This is a genomic window from Kitasatospora sp. NE20-6, assembly GCF_045862635.1.
The window spans coordinates 39,558-63,276 of sequence record NZ_BPRL01000007.1; the positions used below are offsets into that span (position 1 = coordinate 39,558).

Sequence of the window (23,719 nt, forward strand, 5' to 3'; positions counted from 1 at the left end):
CGCGCGGCCGCCGCTCAGATCCAGCCGTGCTCGCGGGCGATCCGCACGGCCGCGTGCCGGTTCTCCGCGCCGAGCTTCCCGGCCGCCGCGGACAGGTAGTTGCGGACGGTGCCGGGGGAGAGCGCGGCCCGCTCGGCGATCTCGGTGATCGAGGTGCCGTGCGCGGCCAGCTCCAGCACGTCCGTCTCGCGCGGGGTGAGCGGGCTGTCGCCCGCGCTGATCGCGTCGGCCGCGAGCTCCGGGTCGACGTACCGGCCGCCGGCCAGCACGGTGCGGATGATCCCGGCGAGGTCGGAGGCGGAGACGGTCTTCGGCAGGAAGCCACGCACCCCGACCTCCAGGGCCCGCTTCAGGTAGCCCGGGCGGCCGTGCCCCGTGACGATCATCGTGCGGCAGCCCGGCAGGACGTGCCGGAGCTCGGCGGCGACCTCGATGCCGTTCAGGCCGGGCATCTGGAGGTCCAGGACGGCGATGTCGGGCCGGTGCGCGAGGGCCATCGCCAGCGCCTCGGGCCCGGACGCCGCCTCGGCCACCACCTGGATGTCGTCCTCCAGGCCGAGCAGGGTGGCGAGGGCGCCGCGGATGAGGTGCTCGTCGTCGGCGAGCAGGACACGGGCGGGTGCGGTCACGGGACGGCCACCTCCAGGGCCGGAAGATCGAGCGGGAGCGAGGCCGCGAGCCGGAAGCGGCCAGGGCCGGCGGCCGGGAGGTCGAGCGCGCCGCCGTGCGCGGCGAGCCGCTCCCGGAGGCCGACCAGCCCCGTGCCGGGCGGTCCGGTCCCGGCGCGCGGCGTGACGCCGTCGTTCTCGACCTCCAGACGGGCGTGGCGCCCCTCCAGGCGCAGCCGGACGCTGCAGTGCCCGGCCTCGCTGTGCCGGAGCACGTTCGTGGCGGCCTCGCGGACCACCCAGCCGAGCACGGACTGGACGACCGGCGGCAGCGTGCCGGCCCCCGGACCGAGGTCGATGTCGCAGGAGACCCCCGCCGCGCGCAGCACCGAGCGGGCCCCGGCGGCCTCCGCCGCGAGGTCGGCGGTGCGGTAGCCGCGGACGACCTCCCGCACCTCGCGCTGCGACTCCTGCGCGATCCGCTGCACCTCCACCATCTGGTCGGCGGCCTCGGCCCGTCCGCGGCGGGCGAGCTGCACGGCGAGCTCGCTCTTGAGCGCGATCGTCGTGAGGTTGCGGCCCAGCACGTCGTGCAGGTCCCGGGAGAAGCGCAGCCGCTCCTCGGCGACGGCCAGCCGGGCCTGCGCCTCCCGCGCGGTGTCGAGCTCCCAGACCACGGCGAGGATCCACGCGGTGCCGCGCCAGGTGACGCCGACCAGCGCCATCGCCACGGCACTGCCGGTGAGCAGGCCGAGCGTCGTGGAGAACTCCAGCCCGGCGGCCGCCGTCGCCGGGGCGCACAGCAGCAGGCCGAGCAGGCCGAAGGGCGCCGACACCCGCAACGGCAGGATGGTGGCGAACGGCGCGAACCAGAACACCAGCATCCAGGTCGTCGCCCCGACGGCGGCCGGCAGCGGGTCGGCGCCGGGCGGGCGGCCGCCCAGCGTCACGAGCCAGTAGCTGCCGAGCATGGTGGCGCTGAAGAGCAGCAGCCAGCCGGTGGGCCGGGCCCGCCGCCCCAGGTAGTGGGCCAGCCCGGTCCGGCAGCAGACGACGAACAGCGCGGTCGAGGCCACCGATGCCGCAGCGATGCCGATCCGGGCCCCGTCGGACAGGCCGCGGCCGGCGGTCCCGGTGATCGCGCCGAGGGTGAGCAGCGGCTGCAGCATGCCCGTCAGGTAGAGGGACCAGCGGATGAAGATCTCGGTGCGCTTCGGCTTGCCCTGGGCCCGCCAGCGCCGGGACGGCCCGGCCATGTCCACGTCGTCCCCTCCCGGTGGATGCACGGTCGTCAGATCCTCCCATCCGCGCCGGCCGCGGTGTCAGCGCCGGGGCTCCCAGTGGAACCAGCGGCGGGCGGCCCACACCGCGGCGGCCAGCCAGGCCGCGCCGAGGGCGAGGTGCGGCAGCGCCTCCGGCCAGGTGCCCGGGAAACCGGTGGGCGGTTCGGAGCCGTCCGTGCCGAACCAGCCGAGCCGCAGCAGCTGGAAGGCCGGGGTGGTCGGCAGGGCCCGGCAGAACGCCGCCAGGCCGTCCGGCATGGTCTCCAGCGGGATGAGCAGCCCGGAACCGAGCTGGGAGACCAGCAGCAGCGGCAGGGTGGTGATGCCGGCGGTCTCCACCGACTTCGTGACGGTGCTGGTGACGGCGGCGAGCGCGATCAGCAGGCCGATGCCGAGCAGCAGCCCGGCGGCCATCAGCAGTGGGTTGGCCGGGGTCGGCAGACCCAGCCGGGCGGCGCCCGCGATGCCGATCAGGGCGCACTCCAGCAGGCCGAGCGCGACGGACGGCAGGGCCGTGCCGCCGAGGATCTCCAGGTCGCGGGCCTCGCCGGTGCGCAGCCGCTTGAGCACCAGGTCGCTGCGGCGGGCGACGTACGCGGTGGTCAGGTTGTAGTAGACGACGAAGAGCAGGATCATCCCGGCCACGCCGTTGACCAGGTTGGCGTGCAGATCGAGGCCGGGGTGGTCGGCGGCCTGCTGGTCGAGGATGCCCTTCAGCGACACCATCAGCACCAGCGGCATCGCGACGGCCATGAACAGCGCCGTGCGGTTGCGCAGCAGCAGGGTGGCCTCGGTGCGGCCGAGGGCGAGCAGCCGGCCCGCGGTCGTGGTGGTGGCGCCCTTCACGGCGGGGGCGGCCGGGGCGGCGGATGCGGGCGCGGTCATCGGGGGCTGCCGATCGTCTCGGGGGTGGCGGCCGCCTCGGCGGCAATGGCGAGGAAGGCCTCCTCCAGCGTGGCGCTGCGGGCTTCGAGGCCGGTGAGCACGACGTCGTGCGCGGCGGCCCAGCCGAGGACCGCGGTGAGGTCGGCCTGCAGCCGCGGGGTGCGGACGGTGATCCGGCGGCCGTCCGCGGTGACCTCGGCCCCCGGCAGCGGCGGCAGGCCCAGGGCCTCGTACGGGCCGCACCGCTCGGGCAGCTCGAAGCCGATCCGGGCGGGGCGCCCGGCGATGACCTCGGCGACGGTGCCGGAGGCGGCGATCCGGCCGCCGTGCATGACGGCGAGCCGGTCGGCCAGCTCCTCGGCCTCCTCCAGGTAGTGCGTGGTGAGGAGCACGGTGGTGCCCTCCCTGCGCAGGTCGCGGACCAGCCGCCAGACGGCGGCGCGGGCCTCCGGGTCGAGGCCGGTGCTGGGCTCGTCCAGGAACAGCACCTCGGGGCGGCCGAGCAGGGCCACGGCGAGGTCGAGGCGGCGGCGCTCGCCGCCGGACAGCTGCTTGACCCGGACGCTGCGCCGGCCGAGCAGGCCGACCAGGTCGAGTGCCTCGTCGACGGGCCGGGCGCCGCTGGTGAGACCGGCCCAGCCGCGGCAGGTCTCGGCGACCGTGAGGTCGCCGGGAAAACCGCCCTCCTGCAGCATGATGCCGATGCGCGGCCGGACGGCGGCCCGTTCGCGGTACGGGTCGTGGCCGAGCACCCGGACCTGTCCGGCGGAGGGCGCGGCCAGGCCCTCGATCAGCTCCATGGTGGAGGTCTTGCCGGCCCCGTTGGTGCCGAGCAGGGCGAAGAGCTCGCCGCGGTGCACGGTGAGGTCGAGCCCGCGGACGGCGTCGAAGCCGGTCGGGCCGGCGGGCCCGTAGCGGCGGTGCAGGGCCGCGGCCTCGATGACGGGCCCCGGGCGGCTGGTGGCGTTCATGGCTCCAGTTTTCCGGCGGACGGCGGGCGCGGTCAGTGCGTGCCGTCATCGGATGCCGGTGCCGGTGCACGGGTCGGCGGTGACAAATGTCATGGCGGTGGCGGGCGTGTCGGTGAGCGGGAGGACCGGGCCGTGGAACGCCGGGACCGTGTCATGCCGGAACTGCGGAAATCATGGCCGGGAAACACCGAAGGCCCCCTCGGGAGAGGGGGCCTTCGGTATTCGGAGCGGACGACGAGATTCGAACTCGCGACCCTCACCTTGGCAAGGTGATGCTCTACCAACTGAGCCACGTCCGCATGATGTTGAGTTGTCCTGCTGCACTGCCGATACTGCGAGCGGACGACGAGATTCGAACTCGCGACCCTCACCTTGGCAAGGTGATGCTCTACCAACTGAGCCACGTCCGCAAGGTGCCGGTGGCACCTGCCGCCCCGCCCGGCGCTTTCGGCTCCGGTTGTGGCGACGAGAAATACTCTACCCCATCGATCGGAGTGCTCGCCCCACCCTTTCCCCTGCGGGTACCGGGGCGGGGCGCAGGCCGATCAGTTGGCCTCGGCGAACTGCTCGTAGACCACCTTGGGGATGCGGCCGCGGGCCGGCAGCTCCATGCCGTGCGACTGCGCCCAGGCGCGGACGGCGGCCGGGTCGGGCGTCAGGGCGGTGCGGCGGAACGACTTGCCGCTGCGGCTCTGGCGACGGCCGGCCGCGACGAACGGGGCGAGGGCCTCCCGCAGCTTCTCCGCGTTCTCCACGGACAGGTCGATCTCGTACGACTTCCCGTCGACACCGAAGTGGACGGTTTCCGCCGCGGCACCGCCGTCCAGGTCGTCGGAGAGCGTGACAACTACACGCTGAGCCATGGGTGTCAATCCTCTCGGGCAATTCGGCCGCCGGATGCTGGTGCCCGGTGGCCCGTCCGCCGGTGCGCGGGCGTGACGGCATGCGGACGTGCCACGCCGAAAGACAGCAGCCCGCTGTCACCGGTCGCCCTATTCTGCACCCAAAGAGGCCGGAAATCGAAGGGCCTGGCATTCCTTTTTTCCGGATATTCACGAGGCTTCACGAGCCGCCGGATAGGGGTGGATACGGGGGTGGTCGATCTGTCCGGAGTGCCGGTATTCGGGTGTTCTCGGCCCGGACCGGCCGGCGGGATTGAATCCGGTGGAATGAGGCGGGCGGCGGCCCGCCGGGCAGGGTTGTGCAGGCCCGGGGCCCTTGCGGCGTAAGGGGCGGATGTCTACGCGCGTCACCGGTCGGGGCCGCCGGAGGGCCCGAAATCCCGGGTAGTCTGAAGGTCCCCCCGCCTTCACGCAATCACCACCGGGAGTGCCAGTGGCACGCGTCGTAGTCGACGTCATGCTCAAGCCGGAGATCCTCGACCCGCAGGGACAGGCGGTGCAGCGTGCACTGCCGCGTCTCGGATTCGCCGGGATCGCCGACGTCCGCCAGGGCAAGCGTTTCGAGCTGGAGCTGGAGGGGCCGGTCGACGACGCCGCGCTCGCCCGCATCCGCGAGGCCGCCGAGACCTTCCTCGCCAACACCGTGATCGAGGACTTCGTGGTCCGGGTCGAGGAGGAGGCGAAGTGACCACCCGCGTCGGCGTCGTCACTTTCCCCGGCTCCCTCGACGACCGCGACGCCCAGCGCGCGGTCCGTCTCGCCGGCGCCGAGCCGGTCGCACTCTGGCACCGCGACAAGGGCCTCCACCAGGTCGACGCCGTCGTGCTGCCCGGCGGATTCTCCTACGGCGACTATCTCCGCTGCGGGGCCATCTCCCGCTTCTCGCCCGTGATGGAGACCGTCATCGAGCAGGCCCGCCTGGGAATGCCCGTCCTCGGTATCTGCAACGGCTTCCAGGTGCTCTGCGAATCGCACCTCCTGCCCGGTGCACTCACGCGCAACGACTCGCTGCACTTCATCTGCCGCGACCAGAAGCTGCGCATCGAGAACGACAACACCGCGTGGACGTCCGATTACTCGGCCGGCCAGGAAATCGTCGTCCCGCTGAAGAACGGCGAAGGCCGCTTCGTCGCCGACGCACACGTCCTGGACACCCTGGAGGCGGAAGGCCGCGTGGTCGCCCGCTACGTCGACGTGAACCCCAACGGTTCGTACCGCGACATCGCCGGCATCACCAACGCGGCCGGCAACGTCGTCGGCCTCATGCCGCACCCCGAGCACGCCGTGGAGCCGCTCACCGGCCCGACCACCGAGGGCCTGGGCTTCTTCACCTCCGTCCTGAAGCAGCTGGTGAACGCCTGATGAGCCTCGACACCGTCAAGAACGCCGAGCAGACCCCCGAGGCCGGCCAGCCGTGGGCCGAACTCGGCCTCAAGCAGGACGAGTACACCCGGATCCGGGAGATCCTCGGCCGCCGCCCGACCGGCGCCGAGCTCGCGATGTACTCCGTCATGTGGTCGGAGCACTGTTCGTACAAGAGCTCCAAGGTGCACCTCAAGCAGTTCGGCGAGAAGGCCCCCGAGAACGACGCCATGCTCGTCGGCATCGGCGAGAACGCCGGCGTCGTCGACGTCGGCCAGGGCTACGCCGTCACCTTCAAGGTCGAGTCGCACAACCACCCGTCGTACATCGAGCCCTACCAGGGCGCGGCCACCGGCATCGGCGGCATCGTGCGCGACATCCTCGCCATGGGCGCACGCCCGGTCGCCGTCATGGACCCGCTGCGCTTCGGCGCGGCCGACCACCCCGACACCCGGCGCGTGCTGCCCGGCATCGTCGCGGGCATCGGTGGCTACGGCAACTGCCTCGGCCTGCCCAACATCGGCGGCGAGGTCGTCTTCGACCCCTGCTACCAGGGCAACCCGCTCGTCAACGCGCTCTGCGTCGGCGTCATGAAGCACGAGGACATCCACCTCGCCCAGGCCTCCGGCCCCGGCAACAAGGTCATCCTCTACGGCGCCCGCACCGGCGGCGACGGCATCGGCGGCGTCTCCGTGCTGGCCTCGGAGACCTTCGACGAGACCGGCCCGGCCAAGCGCCCCGCCGTGCAGGTCGGCGACCCCTTCCAGGAGAAGCTCCTCATCGAGTGCACCCTGGAGATCTTCAAGGAAGACCTCGTCGCCGGCATCCAGGACCTCGGCGGCGCCGGCCTCTCCTGCGCCACCAGCGAGCTCGCGAGCGCCGGCACCGGCGGCATGCGGATCGAGCTCGACACCGTGCCGCTGCGCGACAACACGCTCTCGCCCGAGGAGATCCTCATGAGCGAGTCGCAGGAGCGCATGTGCGCCATCGTCGAGCCCGGCAAGGTCGACCGCTTCCTGGAGATCTGCGAGAAGTGGGACGTCATCGCCACCGTCATCGGTGAGGTGACCGACGGCGAGCGCCTGGAGATCTTCTGGCACGGCGAGCTGGTCGTCGACGTGCCGCCGCGCACCGTCGCCCACGAGGGGCCGACCTACAACCGCCCCTACGCCCGCCCGAGCTGGCAGGACGCGCTGCAGGCCGACGCCCCCACCGCCGAGCGGCTCGCCCGCCCGGTCACCGGCGCCGAGCTGAAGGACGCCCTGCTCAAGGTCGCCGGCTCGCCGAACCAGGCCTCCAAGGCCTGGATCACCGACCAGTACGACCGCTACGTGCTCGGCAACACGGTGCTCTCGGTGCCCGAGGACTCCGGCATGATCCGGATCGACGAGGAGACCAACCTCGGCGTCTCGGTCGCCACCGACGGCAACGGCCGCTACGCCAAGCTCGACCCGTACGCCGGCGCCCAGCTGGCCCTCGCCGAGGCGTACCGCAACGTCGCCGCCGGCGGAGCCAAGCCGCTCGCCGTCTCCGACTGCCTCAACTTCGGCTCCCCCGAGGACCCGGACGTCATGTGGCAGTTCGCCGAGGCGACCCGCGGCCTCGCCGACGCCTGCCTGGTGCTCGGCACCCCGGTCACCGGCGGCAACGTCTCGCTGTACAACCAGACCGGCGACGTCGCCATCCACCCGACCCCGGTGGTCGCGGTGCTCGGCGTCATCGACGACGTCACCCGCCGCACCCCGATCGGCTTCGGCGAGCAGGGCCAGCTGCTCTACCTGCTCGGCGACACCGCGGACGAGCTCGGCGGCTCCGCGTGGTCCCAGGTCGCGCACGACCACCTCGGCGGCCTGCCGCCCAAGGTCGACCTGGAGCGCGAGCGGCTGCTCGGCGACATCCTCATCGCGGCCTCCCGCGACGGCATGATCGACGCCGCGCACGACCTCTCCGACGGCGGCCTCGCCCAGGCCCTGGTCGAGAGCTGCCTCAAGGGCGGCAACGGCGCCCGCGTGGTCGTGCCGGAGGACCTGGACGCCTTCGTGTTCCTGTTCTCCGAGTCGGCCGGCCGCGCCGTGGTCTCCGTGCCGCGCAGCGAGGAGGTCCGCTTCAACGACATGTGCGGCGCGCGCGGCCTGCCCGTCGCCCGCATCGGCGTCGTGGACGGCGACACCCTCGACGTCCAGGGGCAGTTCACCGTCTCGCTGGCCGAGCTGAAGGACGCCCACACCGGCGTCATCGAGGCTCTGCTCGCCTGACGTCCCGCAGCGGTGCCCGAGGGGCGGCCGGTTCTCCCGAACCGGCCGCCCCTCGGCGTACCCTGGCCGACATGCCGCCCAAGAGCCGTTCGTACGACCCCGTGAAGGTGCGCGCCGCGCTGGCCGCGCAGACCGGGGCCCTCCGTGCCGCCGTCCACGCGCTGACGGCGGAGGACCTCGCCCGGCCGACCCGGCTCGGCGACTGGACGGTGCGCGAACTCGTCGCCCACCTCGCCCTGCAGATCGGCTGGGTGCCCCGGCACATCGACCAACCGCTCGAAGGCCGGGCCGAGTTGAGCCTCCTGCAGTGGGTCGCCGGGGTCGGCGGCCTCGCCCCGCTGCTCGACGCCGGCACCCGCGAGCACACCGCGAAGGCCTTCGACGGGCCGCCCGCCGAGGTCGCCGAGGCCTTCGACGGCGAGGCCGCGCTGCTGACGGACTTCCTCGCCGGAGCCGAAGCCGCCGACCCCGTACGGCGGTTCGAGATCCGGCTGGGCTCCATCAGGCTCGCCGACATGCTGGTGACCCGGCTCGTCGAGACCGTCCTGCACGCCGACGACCTCGCCCACGCCCTAGGCCGCACCGACTTCCCGCACGACCGGCAGGCCGTCGCGGCCGTCACCCGGCTGCTCGCCGACGCCTTCGCCGACCGCGCGCCGGGCGGGGCCGTCGAGCTGCGCGTCCCGCCGTACGCCGTCGTCCAGGCCGTCGAGGGCCCCCGGCACACCCGCGGCACCCCGCCGAACGTCGTCGAGACGGACCCGCTCACCTGGATCCGCCTCGCCGCCGGACGCACCGGCTGGGCCGACGCCGTCGACACGGCCGCGGTCACCGCGAGCGGCGAGCGCAGCGACATCGGCGGCCTCCTCCCGGTGCTGCGCTGACCGGGACGGCGGCGGGTACGCTCCGTACCATGTCGATCACCGAGGAAGTCCCCTACCGGCACGACCCGTTGGCCACCCGCGACGCGCTGGCCGCGCAGACCGGGGCGCTCCGTGCCGCCGTCCACGCGCTGACGGCGGAGGACCTCGCCCGGCCGACCCGGCTCGGCGACTGGACGGTGCGCGAACTCGTCGCCCACCTCGGCATCGTGGTCGACTGGGTGCCGCGCCACCTCGACGCGCCCGTGCCCGACGGCGAGCCGCTCACCCTGCCCGGCTGGGTGGCCGTCACCAGGACGGCCGCCGCCACCATCGCGGCCGGGGTGCGCGAGTACGCCGCGGACGCCTTCGCCGGACCCCCGGCCGCGGTGGCCGCGGAGTTCGACACCGCGGCCGACGCCCTGCTGACCGTCCTGCACGGGCCGTCCTCGGCCGACCCGGACCGGCCGATCACCATGCGCTTCGGCCCGATGCTCCTCACCGACTTCCTGGTGACCCGGCTCGTCGAGACCGTCGTGCACGCCGACGACCTCGCCCACGCCCTCGGCCGCACCGACTTCCCGCACGACCCGCGGGCCGTCGGCACCGTCGCCGGACTCCTCACCGCGGTGGCCGCCGGACGGAGCCCCTCCGGGGCCGCCCCGGACACGGCCCGGCTGGACACCCTGACCTGGATCAGGCTCGCCACCGGGCGGACGGCCTGGACCGACGACCTCGACGTGCCCGGCGCCGGGACCGCCGGGCTGGGCGCGCTGCTGCCGCTGATGGGCTGAGCCGTCGGCCGGTGCCGTGGCACGGGACGGCGGCCGGGTGGGACGACGGGGCCGGGCGGCCGGGGCAGCCGACGGCCGCGGTGCTTCGGGGTCGGTGCTGCGGGGGGCGGACGGTCCGCGGGGTGACGGGCGGTAAGTAAGCTCGGAGGTCGTTCGTCGGGCTACGAGGGGACCAGGGCATGAGTGACGAGGCGCGTCGGATACCGCCGCTCCGGGCGGGCCGCCGACCTGCCGGACTGGCTCTCCTGGGCTGGCTCGCGGACGACCGCGCGCCGCGGCTCTGCCGGGTGTCCGGCTCGGCGGGTTCGGGCAAGACCCACCTGCTCCGGTGGCTCGCCGACGGCAGCTCCGGCGAGGACGTGCCCGAACACCGGCGGGTGCACGCCCTGCTCGACGGCGAGCGGCTCACCGTGCCCGCCGCGCTGTGGCTGCTCGGCCGCCGGCTCGGCCACCCGGCCCACAGCCCCGACGAGCTGTTCTCCGCGCTCGCGGACGACGGCCGGCGGGCCGTCATCTGCGTGCCGGACCTCGGCCGGGCCGTGCACCCCTCCCAGCTGATCGCCCAACTCCTGGCCCCGCTGGTCGAGTTGCCGAACATCCGGCTGGTGGTCGAGGCGCCGGACGGCGGCGTCGCCGCGGCCGCCTTCGGCCTCGCGGTGGAGCATCCCGCCGTACTGGACCTCGACCACGAGCAGTGGACCGACCGGGAGCGGTTCGCGGCCTGGGCGACCCGTGCGGGCGGCGACCCCGCGGCCTACCCGCACCCGGCGGCCGCACTCGGCCTGACGACCGACGGGCCGCCGGAGTCCGGCGCCGACCTGATCGCCCGTATCCCGCGCCACCCCGACGGCAGCCCCGACCTCGCCGCCGCCGACGAGGCGCTCCTCTCCGACCTGTGGACCGCCGCCGCCCGGGACGGTTCCGCGGCCGGTCTCCTCGCCGACCCCCAACTCCTCACCCGGGCCCACCCGGTGGCCGTCACCGCGGCGCTGGAGGGCCTGGACGGGCCGCTGCCCGCGGCCTGGGCTACGGCTGGTCCCGCACTGGCCGGCGAGCCCGATCCCGGGGTGCGCGCCGCCGTGCTCCGCACCCGGCTGATCGGCATGGACGACGCGGCCGCAGGCCGGCTCGCCGAGGCGCCCGCACCCTGGCAGGCGGCCTGGGCGATGTGGCCGGGGTCGTCGGCCGGCTGGCCGGGAGCGGTGGCCGGGCTCGCCGTCGGTGCCGGGCCCACCGCGGGCCAGCTGCTGCTGGCCGACCCGGGCGGCACGATCCGTACCGTCGAGGCGGGCACCGGCCGCCCGCTCGCCCGGGTCGACCGGCCCGGGACCGGACCGCTCCGGGCGCTCGCGGTGGCGCCCGACGGCACGGTCGTCGTCCTGGACGCGCAGGGCGTCCCGGGGGCCGTGCCCGCCGCGGACGCCCCGGCCGGCGCGGCCGCCGTGCAGCAGGCGCTCGACGCCCTGGGCGCGGCCGCCCGCGGCGGGCCGAGCGCGCTGGCCACGGTCGGTCCGGAGGGGGCCCCGGCGCTCGCCGACGGCGACGGCGCGGTGTGCCGCCTCCACGGTGGTGCGGTGCTGGCCGAGCGCCTGCACGAGGGGCCGGTGACGGCCCTGGCCGGCAGCACGACCCTGCTGGTCAGCGGTGGTTTCGACGGCGCCGTCCGGCTGTGGGTGGCGGAGGCGGGCACGGCGGTGCCCGACCCGCTCGACCGCCGTACGGGTGCGGTCAGCGCCGTCGCGGCGGCGGACACCCCGGCGGGACCGGTGGTCGCGGCGGCCTGGGCGGACGGCCTGGTGCGGCTGTGGCGGCCGGACGCCGACGGCCCGCTCGGCCTCCGGCTCGGCTCCCCGGTCTGGGCGCTCGCCCTGGCCGACGGGCTGCTCGTGGCCGGCACCGCGGAGGGCATCGCGGCGGTCCGGTACTGACCGCGGGGGCCGCCCGCCGCCCGCCGTCCGCCGTCCGGCGCCGGTCCCGCCGATCGCCGGGACCGGGCGGCGGGAGCCTGGCGTGCGGCGGTCCCAGGCGTGCGGCGGTCGCTACGGGACGCTCGGCCCGCTGATGTAGGTGCCGCTCGCGGTGTACGGCCAGGCGTTGGAACGGCAGCCGTCGAGGCCGTAGATCTGCTGCATCATCGCGGGCGCGAGCTTGCCCTTGCCGGGGCAGCCTTCGTGGCCGTGGCCGATCCGGTGGCCGACCTCGTGGTTGATGATGAGCGCCCGGTAGTCGTCCAGCGTGCCGCTGAACTTCGGCGAACCGGTCAGCCAGCGCTTGGAGTTGACCACGACCTGCTTGCCGACGTCGCAGTTGACCTCGCCCTTGGTGTCGAGGCCGGCCGAGCCGCAGATCAGGTCGACGGTGTCCGGCGAGGCCACCTTGACGGTGAAGTCGTAGACGCCGTCGGAGACGAGCTTGAAGCCGTTCTTCCCGTCCGCCGTCCAACTGCGTCTGTCGCTGAGGATCGCGTGCACCTGCTCCGCGGCGGCGCGGGGGTCGATGCCGATGCCGTCCTCGACCTCGACCCGGTAGCGGCGGACGGTGCCCTTGCCCACGGCGCTGCCGGAGGCGGTGGCGACGGTGAAGGTGCCCTTGCCCTTCTCGGTGACCTGGGTGGGGCTGGGGCTGGGCGTCGGGGTCGGTGTCGGCGTGGGGGAGGGGCTCGGCGACGGTGCTGCCCTGGTCGCCGCCGCGTTGCTGTTCAGCGGCGGGATCGGCCGGGCCTGCGAGGTCTGGCCGTTGCCGGTCTCCCCGTCGTCGCCGAGCATCATGAAGGCGGTCGCGCCCAGCACGGAGAGCGAGCAGAGCAGGCCTATGCCGAAGGCCGTCCGCCGTCGCGCCCGCCGCCGACGCTGCTGCCGGGCCCGGCGTCGGCTGGGCGCGGGTGCGTTCCTGTGGGAGGCTGCTCGCACGGGTGGCTCTCTGGTCGGGGACACGATCTGACGGAGCGTCATGGCGATGCACGATCGATACCGGCGATCCACCCTCGCACGCAACCGGGCCGGGTGTCCACATACCCGGTATGCACCCGCGGCGGCGCTCGGCGGCCGGACGGTCCGGACCACCTGCTCACCGGCTACGGACGCGCAGCCCGGAGCGGCGGTTCCGGTCCGGACGGGTGCGGCCGTGACGACGGTCAGGCCGCGGCGGCGAGGTTCTGCTCCTCCACGCACTCGCCGCAGAGGCGGGGTACGGGCGCCCGGAAGCCGCGGTCGCAGCCCGTGCAGTTCTGCATCTCGAAGACCGGGGAGGTCCGTACGGTGCCCGGCGGGGGCGGCTCCGGGGGCATCAGCGTCCGCAGGCGGTAGCCGAGCATCCGTGCGGGCCGGTGGCTGAACTCGGCCGGGAGGCCATCGGTGACGGCCATGATGATCTGCTGCGGTGTCGCGGCCCTGCTCAGCCAGGTGCCGACGGAGGGGGCGAGCCGGCGGATCTCGCCCTCGGAGAGCAGCAGCCGGCTGTCCTGCTGGTGCAGGGAGGCCAGGATCAGGAACGCCTGCGGGTCGACCGGGCCGTCGTCGGCGGCCGCCGGCGGGCCGAACGGAGCGGTGGACGCGGCGGGCTGGACGGTGGTCCGGGTGGTCCGGGGAGGCCGCCCGGCGGTGCCGGCAGCCGTGGGCGGCTCGGGCTTCCCGGGCGGGCGCGGCGGTGCGGGACGGCGGCCCGGAGCTGCCGCGGGCACCGGCTGCACCTCGGGTGCCGCCTGCGCTGCCGGTGCTGCTGCCGCCGGTACTGCCTGCGCGGCCTGCGCCGCCGGTGCCGCCTGTACCGCCTGCGCTGCCGGTGCCTCGTGCGCCGCGCAGCAGGCGGCGGCGGGCGGGGGCGGTGCGGGGTCCGCAGCGGGCGGGGCGAGCGGGCGGGGCGCGCCGCCCTCCCGTCGGCGCGTCCGGGTGCGCATCTTCCAACTGCGCCAGGACGGTGCGGTCACGGGGGCGGACGGGGGGCCGACCGGCGGGACGGCGGCCGGGGCGGCCGTCGGCCCGAGGGCGGGAGGGACGGGCGACGGGGGCGCCTGGGCGGGTGCCCGGCAGGTCCGTCCGACGGGGGCGTCGTGGAGCAGCGTGCGGGTGAAGACCCGGCCGTTGTCCAGGCGGGACGTGCTGCGGACCAGCCAGCCCTCGTCCACCAGGACGTTCAGGGCCTTGGCGATGGAGATCTCGCCCTCGCGGAAGCGCTGGGCCAGCGCCTTGATGGTGACCGGCGTGCCCTCGGGCACCGCCGTGAGGTAGGCCGCGAGGCCGATGGCGAGTGCGCTCCTGGTGGTGAGCACGAGGTCCTCGGAGATTCCGAGCTTCGGACCGGCGTGTCCGGTGCGGATGTGCGTGACTCCCGAACGGGAGCCGCTACGCTGACGATCAGTCATCGGGAAGTGGTTTGGGCTTCCTGTGTGGTCAGGCCTCCGGTCGGGGTATCACCCGTGCCGGGGGCCGTTCTCGTTCTCGGACGAGGTGACTCTATCCGGCGGAAAACACGATCCGTACGCGTTTCACTCTCGTGAGTGACGGGCGGTTTTTCCCGGTGGGTTTTTTCTGGTGGGTGTGTAGGTGGGAAGCCATCTCCCCAACAGAAGAGGGAAGAACTACCCACCTACCTACCAGCGGCGGGCCGCACCGCAACGCGGCAGGCGGTGCCCCGGTGTCGGCGACCTGTGCCGGATGCACCCATCTCCCTTGTCCAGCAAGGATGTTGAGGATGCCTGCCGGGTCGTGCGAACTGGCCCTCCGGTCCGGGTGCCGCGACTCCGCCGGAACGCCGCACGCCACGTGCCGGTCGCGGTCGCGCCGGTCGCGGTGGGAGAACGGGCCTCCGTGCGGTTGCCGGAACCGTCCGGGGCCGGGCGCCCCAAGGGAAATGCGCTCCGGCAATGCCGGGAATCGGCCGGCATTCACCGTGGGCGTCGCAGGCCGTGCGGCCGAGGGATTTCTCCGGACGCGCGAGTGCATTGCGGCGGCGCGAACGGGAACGGGCAGCGCGAATTCCACCGATGGGGCGTGCGTACGCGTACGGGGCGCGCGCAGACAGAAAAGCGCCCCCGTGGCCGGTCGGGCCGGCCACGGGGGCGCCAGGAGGCGGGGCGGGTCAGCCGAGGGTGTCGGCGGCGGTGGCCGAGCTGTCCCGCAGGAACTGCGCGCAGCGCTCCGCCTCACCCTTCTCCTCGATCGAGGCGGCCGCGCGGCCCAGGGCGTGCAGGGCGCGCAGGAAACCGCGGTTGGGCTCGTGCTCCCACGGCACGGGGCCGTGGCCCTTCCAGCCGGCGCGGCGCAGCGCGTCCAGGCCGCGGTGGTAGCCGGTGCGGGCGTAGGCGTAGGACTCGACGACCCGGCCTGCGGCGAAGGCGTCGTCGGCCAGCTGCGCCCAGGCGAGCGAGGAGGTCGGGAACGTCGCCGCGACCTCGGTGGGCGAGGAGCCCTCGGCCAGTGCCTCCAGCGGACCGGGCTCGGCCGGCAGGTGGGTCGGCGGGGGGCCGCCGAGCAGGTTCTCGTGAATGCTCATGCTCTCCAGTCAACCACTGTCCGCGGACGTGCCCGGGCACCGGCGGTGGGCCGGCGTCCGGGCACGTGCCGCGGGCGGTGCGGAGGATCAGGCCACGCGGGTCAGGGTGGCGCTGTGCAGCTGGCCGAGGCGGGTGCCGGAGGCGGTGGCGAAGGTGAAGTACACCTGCACCGTGCGGTTGGCGAAGTTGAGCACGTGGCTGACGGTCACGCCGTTGGGCTCGACCCAGTTGCTGAACCAGAGGCCGAGGCCGACCTGGGTGTTGGCGAGGGTCGCGTCGAAGACCTCGCCCACGCCGGTGCCCTGGACGGTCTCCGAGTGCAGCGAGGTGCCGTCCGCCGAGTAGGTGTTGCGGTAGACGTTGCCGTTGTCGACGGTGATCAGGAACGTCTTGCCGGCGAACGGCGGCAGGGAGGTGTAGGCGGCGCCGGCGGCCACGGCCGCGGTGCCGTCGTCCGCGGACGCCTGGGTGGCGACGAGGGTGGCGCCGGAGGCGGAGATGGCGAGGGCGGCTGCGAGGGCGACGAGGCGGCGCTTCATGGTGCTGGTCCTTCCGGGGAGGGGCGGTGAGCGGGGTTCTGGCGGCGGAGGGTGGTGCCCGGCTGAAGCTACTGACGCCGCGGGCGGCGGTGTTGCCGGTGCGCGCACCGGCCGTCGTGGATCCGCGCACGCCGGGCAACGGTGCAGGTGGGGGCGGTCGGAGGGCTCGCGGTCCGTCCTCCGGGGGGTTCGTGCGGGTCCACATCGGATCTGCCGATGTCTGTTGATACCTTCTCGAAGGTTTGTTTCCATCGTGGGGGTGTCCCGACGCGTGCCCGCGCATTCGGCGGCGACCGCGTGCAGCAGTAAGAGCCCGACCTTCCCCAGCGCGAACCCGCCGGGCAGATGTGCCGGCGCCCCAACCGATGGACGAACCAGACGGGCCAACTCCAGCCCAATGGAACGGAGTTAGAGATGATCAAGCTGCAAGACGCCCTGCGGCACGCCACTGAACGGCCCGACCATGTCGCCCTGGTGGACGGCGGACGCCGGATCACCTGGTCCGAACTGGCCGACGAGATCGCGAAGGTGGCCGGCGGCCTCGCCACGGTCCTGCCCGAGGGCCGACCCGCCCGCGCCGCCTTCCTGTGCTGCAACGGCTGGGAACTCGTCATCACCACGGCCGCCTTCGAGACCCTCGGGGTGCCGGTCACCGGACTCGACTTCGAGGCCTCCCCGGAAGCCACCGCCGACGCACTGGAACAGCTCAGGCCCACCGTGGTCGTCAGCAGCAAGCTGCACAGGCCGTTGCTCATCGCCACCGGCTGGGACGACCGCGAGGGCGTCCTGCAGGTCCATCTGCACGGCGTGGGCGAGGAACTGGCCGCACCGGAACCGATCGTCGCCGACCCGCAGGCCGGCGAGCCGGTCGCGTACTCGACGCTCGCCGCCGCACTCGCCCCGGTCACCGCCCCGGTCTCCCAGTCCTACGAGTCGTTCGCGGTCGGCTACGACGCGGCCGGCGCGTCCCGGCTGGTCGTGCGGCGCCGTTCCTTCGAGGCCCGCCGACTCGCCGAGCTCGTCGACGAGTTCGCCTTCGACGAGGACGACACCTACCTCGTCACCGTGCCGATGTACCACGCTTCCGGCCCGGGCTGGGCCCGGGTGTTCTTCGCGCTCGGCGGCACCGTCGTGCTCGGCCCGTACCACGACCTCGGCGAGATGTGCCGGCTGATCACCGACGAGGGCGTCACCGCCACCCTGATGGTGCCGCCGGTGCTGTCCCGGCTGCTCGCGCACCCGGCCTCCGCCGCGCTCCGCGAGACCTCCCGGCTGCGCTTCCTGCTCACCGGCGGCCAGCACCTCAACCGCTGGATCGTGAACGAGGCGTGGGACCGCTTCGGCCCCGTGCTCCACCACTACTACGGGCCCACCGAGACCGGTCTGGTCACCGTGCTCGGCCCCGAGGAGCTCGCCCTCTCGCCCTGCCGCTCGGGCCGCGCGATGCCCGGCATCGGCATCGCCGTCCTCGACGCCGAGCACCGGCCGCTGCCGCCCGGCGTCCGCGGCCGGGTCGCCGTCGCGAGCTACCAGCTGATGGACTCGTACGGCGACGCCCCCGCGCCGTCGGTGCTGGTCGACCTGGCGGACGGCCAGGGCCCGCGCCCGTTCCTGCTGACCGGGGACGACGGCGTCCTCGACTACGAGGGACGGCTCGAACTGACCGGCCGCACGGCCGGCGCCGTCCGGGTCCGCGCGGCGGGCGAACAGGACAGCGCCTTCTTCGGGCTGGAGACCGAGCTGCTCGACCAGCCCGCGGTGCACGACCTGGCCGTGCTCCGGGTGAACGTGCCCGACCACGGTCCGGTGCTCGCCGTGCCGTTCGTGCCGGTCGGCCGCGACGTGGAGACCGCCGCGTACCGCGCCGTCAGCGCCGTCTGCGCCCGGCGGGTGCCGTGGATCACGGCCCACGTCATCGCGGTCGAGGCCATTCCGTACAGCCCCACCGGCACCATCCGGTCCGCCGAACTCCTGACCGAGATCATGCCGCTGGTCAACCTCTACATCCACCTGGACAAGCAGTCAGCTACGGAGATCCCCGCATGACCACGCCTGTTCCGCCGCAGACCTCCGACGACGAGCTGCACGAGGACGACATCGAGTCCCGGCTGCTCCTGCTGGAGCGGGCCCTCTCCGAGCTGCCGGCCTCCCGGCAGACCGCCGTCATGATCGGCGAACTGCCCGCCCACGGGGACCTGCTCATCGTCGCCTTCGTGCCCGCCGACGCCGGGCGCGAGGAGTCCACCCAGCGGGCCGCCCGGGCCGCCTGCGCCCGGCTCGTCCCGGCGCTGCCCGCGCTGGTCGTGCCGGTCGACGACATCCCCTACACGCTGGACGGCGAGCTGCGCGGCCAGCAGCTCTTCGACGAGATGCTGCCGCAGATCGCCCGCGACCTGCTGCTGCCCACCGAGATGTCGGCCTGAACCGCCGCCTCCTGCCGCGGGCACACCCGCCCGGGGCAGGAGGCGGCGGGCGGCCGCCCGGCAGCGGCGCACTGCCACGGCGGCCTCCACGGCCCGCAGCAGGCGGCCCCGGTACGGATCCCTCCGTACCGGGGCCGCCTGCCGTCCCGTGCCGTCCCGTGCCGTCCCGTGCCGTCCCGTGCCGTGCGGGCCCGGTCAGCGGGCGAAGGCGGGCAGCTCCGTCCGGGTGTACTCGGCGGCCGCGGCCTCCCAGTTGAGGGCGCCGTGCGCGGCCAGCGTGTGGACGTCGCGCCAGGCGCGCTGGACGGCGGAGTTCTGCTCCTGGGCGGCGATGCCGCCGGCCCGGTAGAGGCGCTCCACGGCGGCCACCGTCTGCTCGACGGCGAGGGCGATGTCCCGCAGGTTGCGGCCCACCGCCTGCTCGGTGACCGGGCCCTGGTCGGCGCGGGCGGCCGCGCCGGCGAGCAGCGACTCCGCGATCTCGATCTCCGCCGAAGCGCGCGCGAGCACCTCGCACCGGGCCGGGCTGACCTGGGCGGCTCCCGGGCCCGTCCGGGCGTCGGCCAGCGGTGCCGCCCACGCCCGGAGCGCCCCGCGGGCCGCGCCGATGGCGGGCGCGGCGAACGCCAGGCCGGCGACGAGCCGGGGCGGCACGCCGTGACAGCGGGCGACGTCGGTGCGGGCGGACTGCCGCAGGACGTCCGTGAAGCCCATGCACCGGTGGGCGGGCACGGTGAGCGGTTCCGCGAGCGCGATGTCGTGGCTGCCGGTGCCGCGCAGGCCCGCGCTGTGCCAGGTGTCGTGCACGGTGACGTCCGCGCGCGGCACGGCGACCACGAGGAAGTCGCCCGGCCGTGCGGCCGGGTCGGGCACCGCCAGGAGCACCCACGCGGCGTGCTCGACCCCGCTCACGCACCTCCAGCGGCCCTCGACGCGTGCGCCGCCGTCGGGCGTCCTGGTCATCCGGCCGGCGGGCGGCACCACGGCGGCGGCGATCGGCACGTCCGCGGAGCCGCTCCAGATCTCGGCCCGGCCCGCCTCGGGGAAGTACGCGGCGAGGCGCCCGTGCGCGGCCTGGAGGGCCGCCCACCACGCCGCGGAGGTGCAGCCCTCGGCGAGCAGCGCGGTGGCGGTCACCAGGTCGGTGAAGGTGCCTTCGGCGCCGCCCCGGTCGGCGGGCACGAAGTGCCGGGCGAAGCCCGCCTCGACGAGGCGCGCGGCCAGCCCGGGTGCGAGGGTGCGTTCGCGGTCCGCCTCCGCGGCGCCGTCGAAGGCGGTGGCGGGCAGGGCGCGCGCCGCCGCGGTGAGCGGTCCGCCGAGGGGGGCGAGGACGCCCTCGGAGAGCGGTGCGGCGGGTACGGCGTGCGGACGGTCGACGGTGGTCACAGCTGTTGTCCCCCTGGATCGATTGACGGTGTTCTCCGGGAGGCGCCGGCGCGCCCGGTGGGTGCGGTGCGTCCGGCACGTACGGCGCCCCGGGTGGTTCAGGCGGGCCGGCCCGCCGGGGCCCGGTCGATGCCGGGCAGCCGCCGCCAGCCGAACCGTTCGGCCCGGCGGCGGAGTTCGGGATCGTCGCCGACCACGACCGGGCGTCCCACGGCGTGGAGCAGCGGCAGGTCGGTGGCGTCGTCGGCGTACGCGGTGGCGTCCTCGGCCCGGGCGCCGAGGCGGTCGAGCAGGGCGCGGGCGGCCACGGCCTTGCCGGCGCCGATCAGGGGCTGCCCGGTCTCGCCGGTGAGCTGCGGGTCGGGGCCCCCGGTGGTGCGGAGTTCGGTGCCGAGCACGTGCGTGATGCCCAGGTGGTCGGCGATCGGGCGGATGCAGGCCTCGCAGGAGCCGGAGATGAGCACCGGGACGTCGCCGTCGCGCTGGTGCCGCCGCACGGCCTCGACGGCGGGCGGGTGGAACAGCCCGCCGTCCCGTACCTCCGCGAACCAACGGATCCCGCTCTCCTGCAGCCGGTGCAGCGGGCTGCCCGCGAGATGGCGGAAAAACGCACGGTTGAGCGTCTCGCGGGGCGTGCCGGCGGCCACCATGGCCCAGAGTTCGCGCAGGATCCGGTCGGTCTCGCCGGCCGGGTGCCCGGAGTCCGTGCGGTGGCGCACGAAGAAGCCGGCGAGGCTCTTGACGGTGATCAGGGTCTCGTCGACGTCGAAGAAGGCCAGCCTGGGACCGTTCACGGTCTCCCCCTCGGTACTGTCGTCGGGTGCCGCCGGACGTTCTCCGGCGGGCTGGTGCCGTGCCGTGCGGGCTGCCGGGACGCCGCGCCCGGCGGGTTCGTCCGGCCGTGCGCTGTCGGAACATACCTTCGTGACGTTATGCTTTCCGCGCACCGCCGGTACGATGCGGGCCCCGCGCCCCTCTGGAGGGTTGAGAGATGACCACACCGAAACCAGGGGGCGCCGTCGCCAAGAGGGCCGCCGAGCGGACGCCCGGGCCCCGGCAGGCCCGCGCCGTCCGCACCCGGGCGCTCGTGCTGGAGGCCGCCGCCCAGCTGTTCGCCAGGCGGGGCTTCCAGTCCGTCACCATCCAGGACATCGCCGAACTCGCCGGCGCCACCAAGGGCGCCGTGTACTTCCACTTCGCCAACAAGGAGGCGATGGCGGTCGAGCTGGTGCACTCCTTCTACACGGCCGCCACCCGCCAGGCCTCCGAGCTGGTGGACCCGAAGCTGGAGCCGCTGGAAGCCGTGCGCGAGCTGACCCGCGCCACCGGCCGGAGCCTGCGGGACGAGCCCGTGGCCCAGGCCGCGGTGCGGCTGCAGGCGGAGCGCGTCAGCATCGACGTGGACCTGCCGCTGCCGTTCGTCGACTACATCGCCTTCATCAGTCTGCTGCTCACCCGGGCCGCCGACGCGGGCCTGCTGCCGGCCCACGTCGAACCGGCCGCGCTGGCAAGGACGCTGGTGAGTTCGTTCTTCGGTGTCCAGCATGTCTCGTGGATCCTCAACGATCGGGCGGACATCGTCGAGAGGATCGACGAGCTTCTCGATCTGCTGCTTCCCTCGTAGCGAGGGGGAGCACCGGAGCCCGTGCCGCATCTGCGGCGCGGGCTCTCTGTGTTTTCTGTGGAGGTCCTGTGGTGGTCTCGTTACAAATCTCGACCCCTTCGTCACTCTACAGCGAGCAACAGGCTTGGCAACATACCTTCTCGTAGGTATATTTTTTCGCAGTCCGAGCCTGGACTTCGGCTAGAGCCACGTTGTTCACAGCCCTGCGGGGGAGGCTTGCGATGAACACACTTGCACCAGCCCACCGGATCGCCGCCGCGGATGCCGTACCGGCACCGAGGGCGGCCGCGCAACTCGACTTCCACCGGACGGTATCGCGGAAGCTGGTCCACAAGTCGGCAGTCTCGGAGGTTTTTCTGACCGACTCCGAGCGGGCCGCCGGCGACCGCTTCCTGCTCGCCGCCCAATGGCCGCGTGATCACGCGGTCTTCCAGCCGGGCCCGGGAGGGCTCACCGACAGCATGGTCGTGGTGGAGACCGCGAGACAGGCGTCCATATTCGTCTTCCACCGTTATTACGGTGTGCCGCTGGACGTCCCGTTCCTCGTGCGTTCCATGGACTTCGCCATCACCGATCTCGACGCCCTGGCGGACCCTTCCGGGCCCCAGGAGGTCACCCTCGACCTCACCGTCGAACTGCCCGCCGGGCGGTCGGCGTCGAGGATGCCGGTGCTCACCCGTGCGGTGGTGCGCACCGCCGACGGGAGGCCCTGTGCGGAGGTCTCCATGGCCGGTGACATCCTTGACCGAAGGATTTACCAACGGATCCGCGGCAGGCGCGCCCTGCCGCCCGTGAACCGTGCCCCGGCCCGTCCGGACGGACCGTGCGCCGTGGAGGTGCCGCCCGCGGCGGTCGGCCGCCGTCGCGCCGACGACGTCGTGCTCGTACCGGCCGGTGACGACCGCTGGCGCTTACGCGTCGACCAGCACCACCCGACCTTCTTCGACCACTCGTCCGACCACGTCCAGGCGGTGCTGCTGCTGGAGGCACTGCGGCAGTACGGCATGCTCGCCGCGGAGGTCCGGTCCACCAGGCCGTCCGACGTCCTGTGCGGCCTGAGCGTGGAGTTCCACGGCTACGCCGAACTCGACTCCGCCATCCTGCTCGCCCCCGGTCCGGCCGCGCACGCCGACCGCAGCACCGGGGAGCGGGTCGTACGGGCCCGCGCGACCCAGGACGGCGCCGTCATCCTCAGTGCGCGGCTCGCCTTCAGATCGGCCTGGCAGCACGTATCCGAGGAGATCTGATGGAACTGCAGCACCTGCGCTCGTTCCTCGAGGTGTCGAGCGAACTGAGCTTCACCCGGGCCGCCAAGAAGCTGAACTACGCGCAGTCCAGCGTGACCGCCCAGATCCAGCACCTGGAGGCCTCGCTCGGCGCGGTGCTCTTCGACCGGCGCGGACGGCGGATCGCCCTCACCGAGAGCGGCATGCGGCTGCGGCCGGTGGCCGAGCGGATCGTCGCCCTCGCGGACCTGGCCCACCGCGAGGTGGCCGGCGCCGAAGGGCGGCCCGGAGGCCCGCACGCGGGGCGCCACGGCACCCGCGGCGCCGCCCTGGAGCGCATCGCCGACCGGCGGCCCGAGCGCCTCCCCGAAGGCGCCCTCGGGCGGGTGGGTCCGGCCGGGCGGCCGGGCCCATCGCTCCCGCCCCGGCGGGTCGCCGTTCAGCTCACCCAGCGGGCGCCCAGCGCCGGCAGCAGGACGTCCCAGGAGGATCTGACCCGGGTGATGAGGTCCAGCTCCTCGCGGACCGAACCGAGGTAGTGCGCACCAAAGATCACGGTGGTCATCAGCTGCGCCACCGGCTCCGCCGGGTAGCCGGCGTCCATCTCGCCCGACTGCTGCGCCTGCACCACGAGGCGCAGCAGTGTGCGTTCCACGTCCGACACGAAGGCGGGCGTGCGCTTGGTCGACTGCGCCTCCTCCAGCAGCAGCCGCAGGGCGGCGTTCACCCTGATGTCGCGGTGCAGCCGGGCGACCAGCGCGCAGGTGACGTGCTTGAGGGTCTCGACGGGTGAGTCGGGGTGCTCCCCGACGCCGTCCTCGATCAGTTTCCAGGCCTCGTCGAGGTGTTGGACGAGAGCTGCGGCCAGTTCCTCCTTGGAGGCGAAGTGGCCGTACAGGGCCCCCTTGGTCACGCCGGTGCTCGATGCGACGTGGCCGAGGTTGGTGTTGGCGTAGCCGTGCGCGGCGAATTCCCGGGCGGCGGCGTCCAGCACCGCCTCGTACGTCCTGCGGGCCCGCTCCTGTTGTGCCATCGGCTTCCTCTCGCTCAGCCCAAGTGGCCATGAACTCAGGTACCGCACTTCATGGTTCGAGGGCAAACCCCGGTCCG

General features: G+C 74.1%; 23 protein-coding genes and 2 tRNA genes. 11 read left to right on the forward strand and 14 right to left on the reverse strand.

Going from position 1 to position 23,719, the window contains the following annotated elements; translation table 11 throughout:
* Positions 1-14 precede the first annotated feature (14 nt).
* The 7 genes from SNE206_RS08520 to SNE206_RS08550 all read right to left on the reverse strand — a co-directional run bounded on the left by SNE206_RS08520 (position 15) and on the right by SNE206_RS08550 (position 4,610).
* Complete coding sequence (locus SNE206_RS08520) at positions 15-629, reverse strand: response regulator (RefSeq protein WP_407912770.1); 615 nt, start codon at positions 627-629, stop codon at positions 15-17.
* Complete coding sequence (locus tag SNE206_RS08525) at positions 626-1,894, reverse strand: sensor histidine kinase (RefSeq protein ID WP_407912771.1); 1,269 nt, start codon at positions 1,892-1,894, stop codon at positions 626-628. The genes SNE206_RS08520 and SNE206_RS08525 overlap by 4 nt, the downstream gene beginning before the upstream one ends.
* A 36-nt stretch (positions 1,895-1,930) precedes the next feature.
* A complete protein-coding gene (locus tag SNE206_RS08530; RefSeq protein WP_407912772.1) occupies positions 1,931-2,776 on the reverse strand; it encodes an ABC transporter permease in 846 nt (281 codons plus the stop codon).
* Positions 2,773-3,747 carry an ABC transporter ATP-binding protein gene (locus SNE206_RS08535; RefSeq protein WP_407912773.1) on the reverse strand — a complete coding sequence of 325 codons (975 nt, stop codon included), beginning with the start codon at positions 3,745-3,747 and terminating at the stop codon, positions 2,773-2,775. The genes SNE206_RS08530 and SNE206_RS08535 overlap by 4 nt, the downstream gene beginning before the upstream one ends.
* A 226-nt stretch (positions 3,748-3,973) precedes the next feature.
* Positions 3,974-4,046, reverse strand: a tRNA-Gly gene (locus SNE206_RS08540).
* 38 nt (positions 4,047-4,084) lie between these two features.
* Positions 4,085-4,157 (reverse strand) — tRNA-Gly (locus SNE206_RS08545).
* Positions 4,158-4,292: 135 nt separating this feature from the next.
* The gene (locus SNE206_RS08550; RefSeq protein WP_405012379.1) at positions 4,293-4,610 is read right to left on the reverse strand and encodes an Lsr2 family protein; all 318 of its coding nucleotides are present in this window, start codon (positions 4,608-4,610) and stop codon (positions 4,293-4,295) included.
* Between the two features lie 472 nt (positions 4,611-5,082).
* Here SNE206_RS08550 and purS point away from each other — a divergent pair, with 472 nt between their 5' ends.
* The 6 genes from purS to SNE206_RS08580 all read left to right on the forward strand — a co-directional run bounded on the left by purS (position 5,083) and on the right by SNE206_RS08580 (position 11,848).
* Positions 5,083-5,337, forward strand: coding sequence for a phosphoribosylformylglycinamidine synthase subunit PurS (gene purS / locus SNE206_RS08555; protein ID WP_100889307.1), 255 nt, complete (start codon positions 5,083-5,085; stop codon positions 5,335-5,337).
* The gene (purQ, locus tag SNE206_RS08560) at positions 5,334-6,011 is read left to right on the forward strand and encodes a phosphoribosylformylglycinamidine synthase subunit PurQ (protein WP_407912774.1); all 678 of its coding nucleotides are present in this window, start codon (positions 5,334-5,336) and stop codon (positions 6,009-6,011) included. Before purS ends, purQ begins: the two co-directional genes overlap by 4 nt.
* Positions 6,011-8,266, forward strand: coding sequence for a phosphoribosylformylglycinamidine synthase subunit PurL (gene purL / locus SNE206_RS08565; protein WP_407912775.1), 2,256 nt, complete (start codon positions 6,011-6,013; stop codon positions 8,264-8,266). The genes purQ and purL overlap by 1 nt, the downstream gene beginning before the upstream one ends.
* Before the next feature lie 71 nt (positions 8,267-8,337).
* Positions 8,338-9,150, forward strand: a complete 813-nt coding sequence (locus SNE206_RS08570; protein WP_407912776.1) for a sterol carrier family protein — start codon at positions 8,338-8,340, stop codon at positions 9,148-9,150.
* A gap of 29 nt (positions 9,151-9,179) precedes the next feature.
* Positions 9,180-9,920, forward strand: a complete 741-nt coding sequence (locus SNE206_RS08575) for a maleylpyruvate isomerase family mycothiol-dependent enzyme (protein WP_407912777.1) — start codon at positions 9,180-9,182, stop codon at positions 9,918-9,920.
* Positions 9,921-10,099: 179 nt separating this feature from the next.
* A complete protein-coding gene (locus tag SNE206_RS08580; protein WP_407912778.1) occupies positions 10,100-11,848 on the forward strand; it encodes a hypothetical protein in 1,749 nt (582 codons plus the stop codon).
* A gap of 111 nt (positions 11,849-11,959) precedes the next feature.
* Here the strand turns inward: SNE206_RS08580 and SNE206_RS08585 are convergent, their stop codons facing one another.
* The 4 genes from SNE206_RS08585 to SNE206_RS08600 all read right to left on the reverse strand — a co-directional run bounded on the left by SNE206_RS08585 (position 11,960) and on the right by SNE206_RS08600 (position 15,950).
* A complete protein-coding gene (locus tag SNE206_RS08585) occupies positions 11,960-12,829 on the reverse strand; it encodes a DUF3152 domain-containing protein (protein ID WP_407912779.1) in 870 nt (289 codons plus the stop codon).
* A gap of 224 nt (positions 12,830-13,053) precedes the next feature.
* Entirely contained in the window at positions 13,054-14,280 is a 1,227-nt protein-coding gene (locus SNE206_RS08590) for a hypothetical protein (RefSeq protein WP_407912780.1), read from the reverse strand.
* Positions 14,281-14,996: 716 nt separating this feature from the next.
* The gene (locus SNE206_RS08595) at positions 14,997-15,410 is read right to left on the reverse strand and encodes a DUF3151 domain-containing protein (RefSeq protein ID WP_407912781.1); all 414 of its coding nucleotides are present in this window, start codon (positions 15,408-15,410) and stop codon (positions 14,997-14,999) included.
* Positions 15,411-15,497: 87 nt separating this feature from the next.
* A complete protein-coding gene (locus SNE206_RS08600) occupies positions 15,498-15,950 on the reverse strand; it encodes a MoaF-related domain-containing protein (protein WP_407912782.1) in 453 nt (150 codons plus the stop codon).
* 414 nt (positions 15,951-16,364) lie between these two features.
* Here SNE206_RS08600 and SNE206_RS08605 point away from each other — a divergent pair, with 414 nt between their 5' ends.
* The gene (locus SNE206_RS08605) at positions 16,365-17,996 is read left to right on the forward strand and encodes a class I adenylate-forming enzyme family protein (protein ID WP_407912783.1); all 1,632 of its coding nucleotides are present in this window, start codon (positions 16,365-16,367) and stop codon (positions 17,994-17,996) included.
* Complete coding sequence (locus tag SNE206_RS08610; protein ID WP_407912784.1) at positions 17,993-18,373, forward strand: hypothetical protein; 381 nt, start codon at positions 17,993-17,995, stop codon at positions 18,371-18,373. Before SNE206_RS08605 ends, SNE206_RS08610 begins: the two co-directional genes overlap by 4 nt.
* 195 nt (positions 18,374-18,568) lie before the next feature.
* On the opposite strand, the gene SNE206_RS08615 is transcribed toward SNE206_RS08610, so the two are convergent.
* Both SNE206_RS08615 and SNE206_RS08620 read right to left on the reverse strand, forming a co-directional pair.
* Positions 18,569-19,759, reverse strand: a complete 1,191-nt coding sequence (locus tag SNE206_RS08615; RefSeq protein ID WP_407912785.1) for a hypothetical protein — start codon at positions 19,757-19,759, stop codon at positions 18,569-18,571.
* Between the two features lie 98 nt (positions 19,760-19,857).
* Positions 19,858-20,553 (reverse strand): HAD family hydrolase, encoded by a 696-nt coding sequence (locus tag SNE206_RS08620; protein ID WP_407912786.1) that lies wholly within the window; start codon positions 20,551-20,553, stop codon positions 19,858-19,860.
* 197 nt (positions 20,554-20,750) lie between these two features.
* Between SNE206_RS08620 and SNE206_RS08625 the strand changes: the two genes are divergently transcribed.
* The 3 genes from SNE206_RS08625 to SNE206_RS08635 all read left to right on the forward strand — a co-directional run bounded on the left by SNE206_RS08625 (position 20,751) and on the right by SNE206_RS08635 (position 23,148).
* The gene (locus SNE206_RS08625) at positions 20,751-21,383 is read left to right on the forward strand and encodes a ScbR family autoregulator-binding transcription factor (RefSeq protein WP_407912787.1); all 633 of its coding nucleotides are present in this window, start codon (positions 20,751-20,753) and stop codon (positions 21,381-21,383) included.
* Between the two features lie 221 nt (positions 21,384-21,604).
* Complete coding sequence (locus tag SNE206_RS08630) at positions 21,605-22,630, forward strand: ScbA/BarX family gamma-butyrolactone biosynthesis protein (RefSeq protein ID WP_407912788.1); 1,026 nt, start codon at positions 21,605-21,607, stop codon at positions 22,628-22,630.
* Positions 22,630-23,148, forward strand: a complete 519-nt coding sequence (locus tag SNE206_RS08635; protein ID WP_407912789.1) for a LysR family transcriptional regulator — start codon at positions 22,630-22,632, stop codon at positions 23,146-23,148. The genes SNE206_RS08630 and SNE206_RS08635 overlap by 1 nt, the downstream gene beginning before the upstream one ends.
* On the opposite strand, the gene SNE206_RS08640 is transcribed toward SNE206_RS08635, so the two are convergent.
* A complete protein-coding gene (locus tag SNE206_RS08640; protein WP_405012396.1) occupies positions 23,049-23,642 on the reverse strand; it encodes a TetR family transcriptional regulator in 594 nt (197 codons plus the stop codon). The two genes, SNE206_RS08635 and SNE206_RS08640, sit on opposite strands and share 100 nt — an antisense overlap.
* Between the last annotated feature and the right edge of the window lie 77 nt (positions 23,643-23,719).

Coding starts and splice junctions, on each gene's coding strand:
- SNE206_RS08530 (WP_407912772.1), bottom strand. CDS start 2,776: ATGACCGCGCCCGCATCCGCCGCCCCGGCCGCCCCCGCCGTGAAGGGC.
- SNE206_RS08535 (WP_407912773.1), bottom strand. CDS start 3,747: ATGAACGCCACCAGCCGCCCGGGGCCCGTCATCGAGGCCGCGGCCCTG.
- SNE206_RS08550 (WP_405012379.1), bottom strand. CDS start 4,610: ATGGCTCAGCGTGTAGTTGTCACGCTCTCCGACGACCTGGACGGCGGT.
- purL (WP_407912775.1), top strand. CDS start 6,011: ATGAGCCTCGACACCGTCAAGAACGCCGAGCAGACCCCCGAGGCCGGC.
- SNE206_RS08570 (WP_407912776.1), top strand. CDS start 8,338: ATGCCGCCCAAGAGCCGTTCGTACGACCCCGTGAAGGTGCGCGCCGCG.
- SNE206_RS08575 (WP_407912777.1), top strand. CDS start 9,180: ATGTCGATCACCGAGGAAGTCCCCTACCGGCACGACCCGTTGGCCACC.
- SNE206_RS08580 (WP_407912778.1), top strand. CDS start 10,100: ATGAGTGACGAGGCGCGTCGGATACCGCCGCTCCGGGCGGGCCGCCGA.
- SNE206_RS08590 (WP_407912780.1), bottom strand. CDS start 14,280: ATGACTGATCGTCAGCGTAGCGGCTCCCGTTCGGGAGTCACGCACATC.
- SNE206_RS08595 (WP_407912781.1), bottom strand. CDS start 15,410: ATGAGCATTCACGAGAACCTGCTCGGCGGCCCCCCGCCGACCCACCTG.
- SNE206_RS08600 (WP_407912782.1), bottom strand. CDS start 15,950: ATGAAGCGCCGCCTCGTCGCCCTCGCAGCCGCCCTCGCCATCTCCGCC.
- SNE206_RS08605 (WP_407912783.1), top strand. CDS start 16,365: ATGATCAAGCTGCAAGACGCCCTGCGGCACGCCACTGAACGGCCCGAC.
- SNE206_RS08610 (WP_407912784.1), top strand. CDS start 17,993: ATGACCACGCCTGTTCCGCCGCAGACCTCCGACGACGAGCTGCACGAG.
- SNE206_RS08625 (WP_407912787.1), top strand. CDS start 20,751: ATGACCACACCGAAACCAGGGGGCGCCGTCGCCAAGAGGGCCGCCGAG.
- SNE206_RS08630 (WP_407912788.1), top strand. CDS start 21,605: ATGAACACACTTGCACCAGCCCACCGGATCGCCGCCGCGGATGCCGTA.
- SNE206_RS08635 (WP_407912789.1), top strand. CDS start 22,630: ATGGAACTGCAGCACCTGCGCTCGTTCCTCGAGGTGTCGAGCGAACTG.
- SNE206_RS08640 (WP_405012396.1), bottom strand. CDS start 23,642: ATGGCACAACAGGAGCGGGCCCGCAGGACGTACGAGGCGGTGCTGGAC.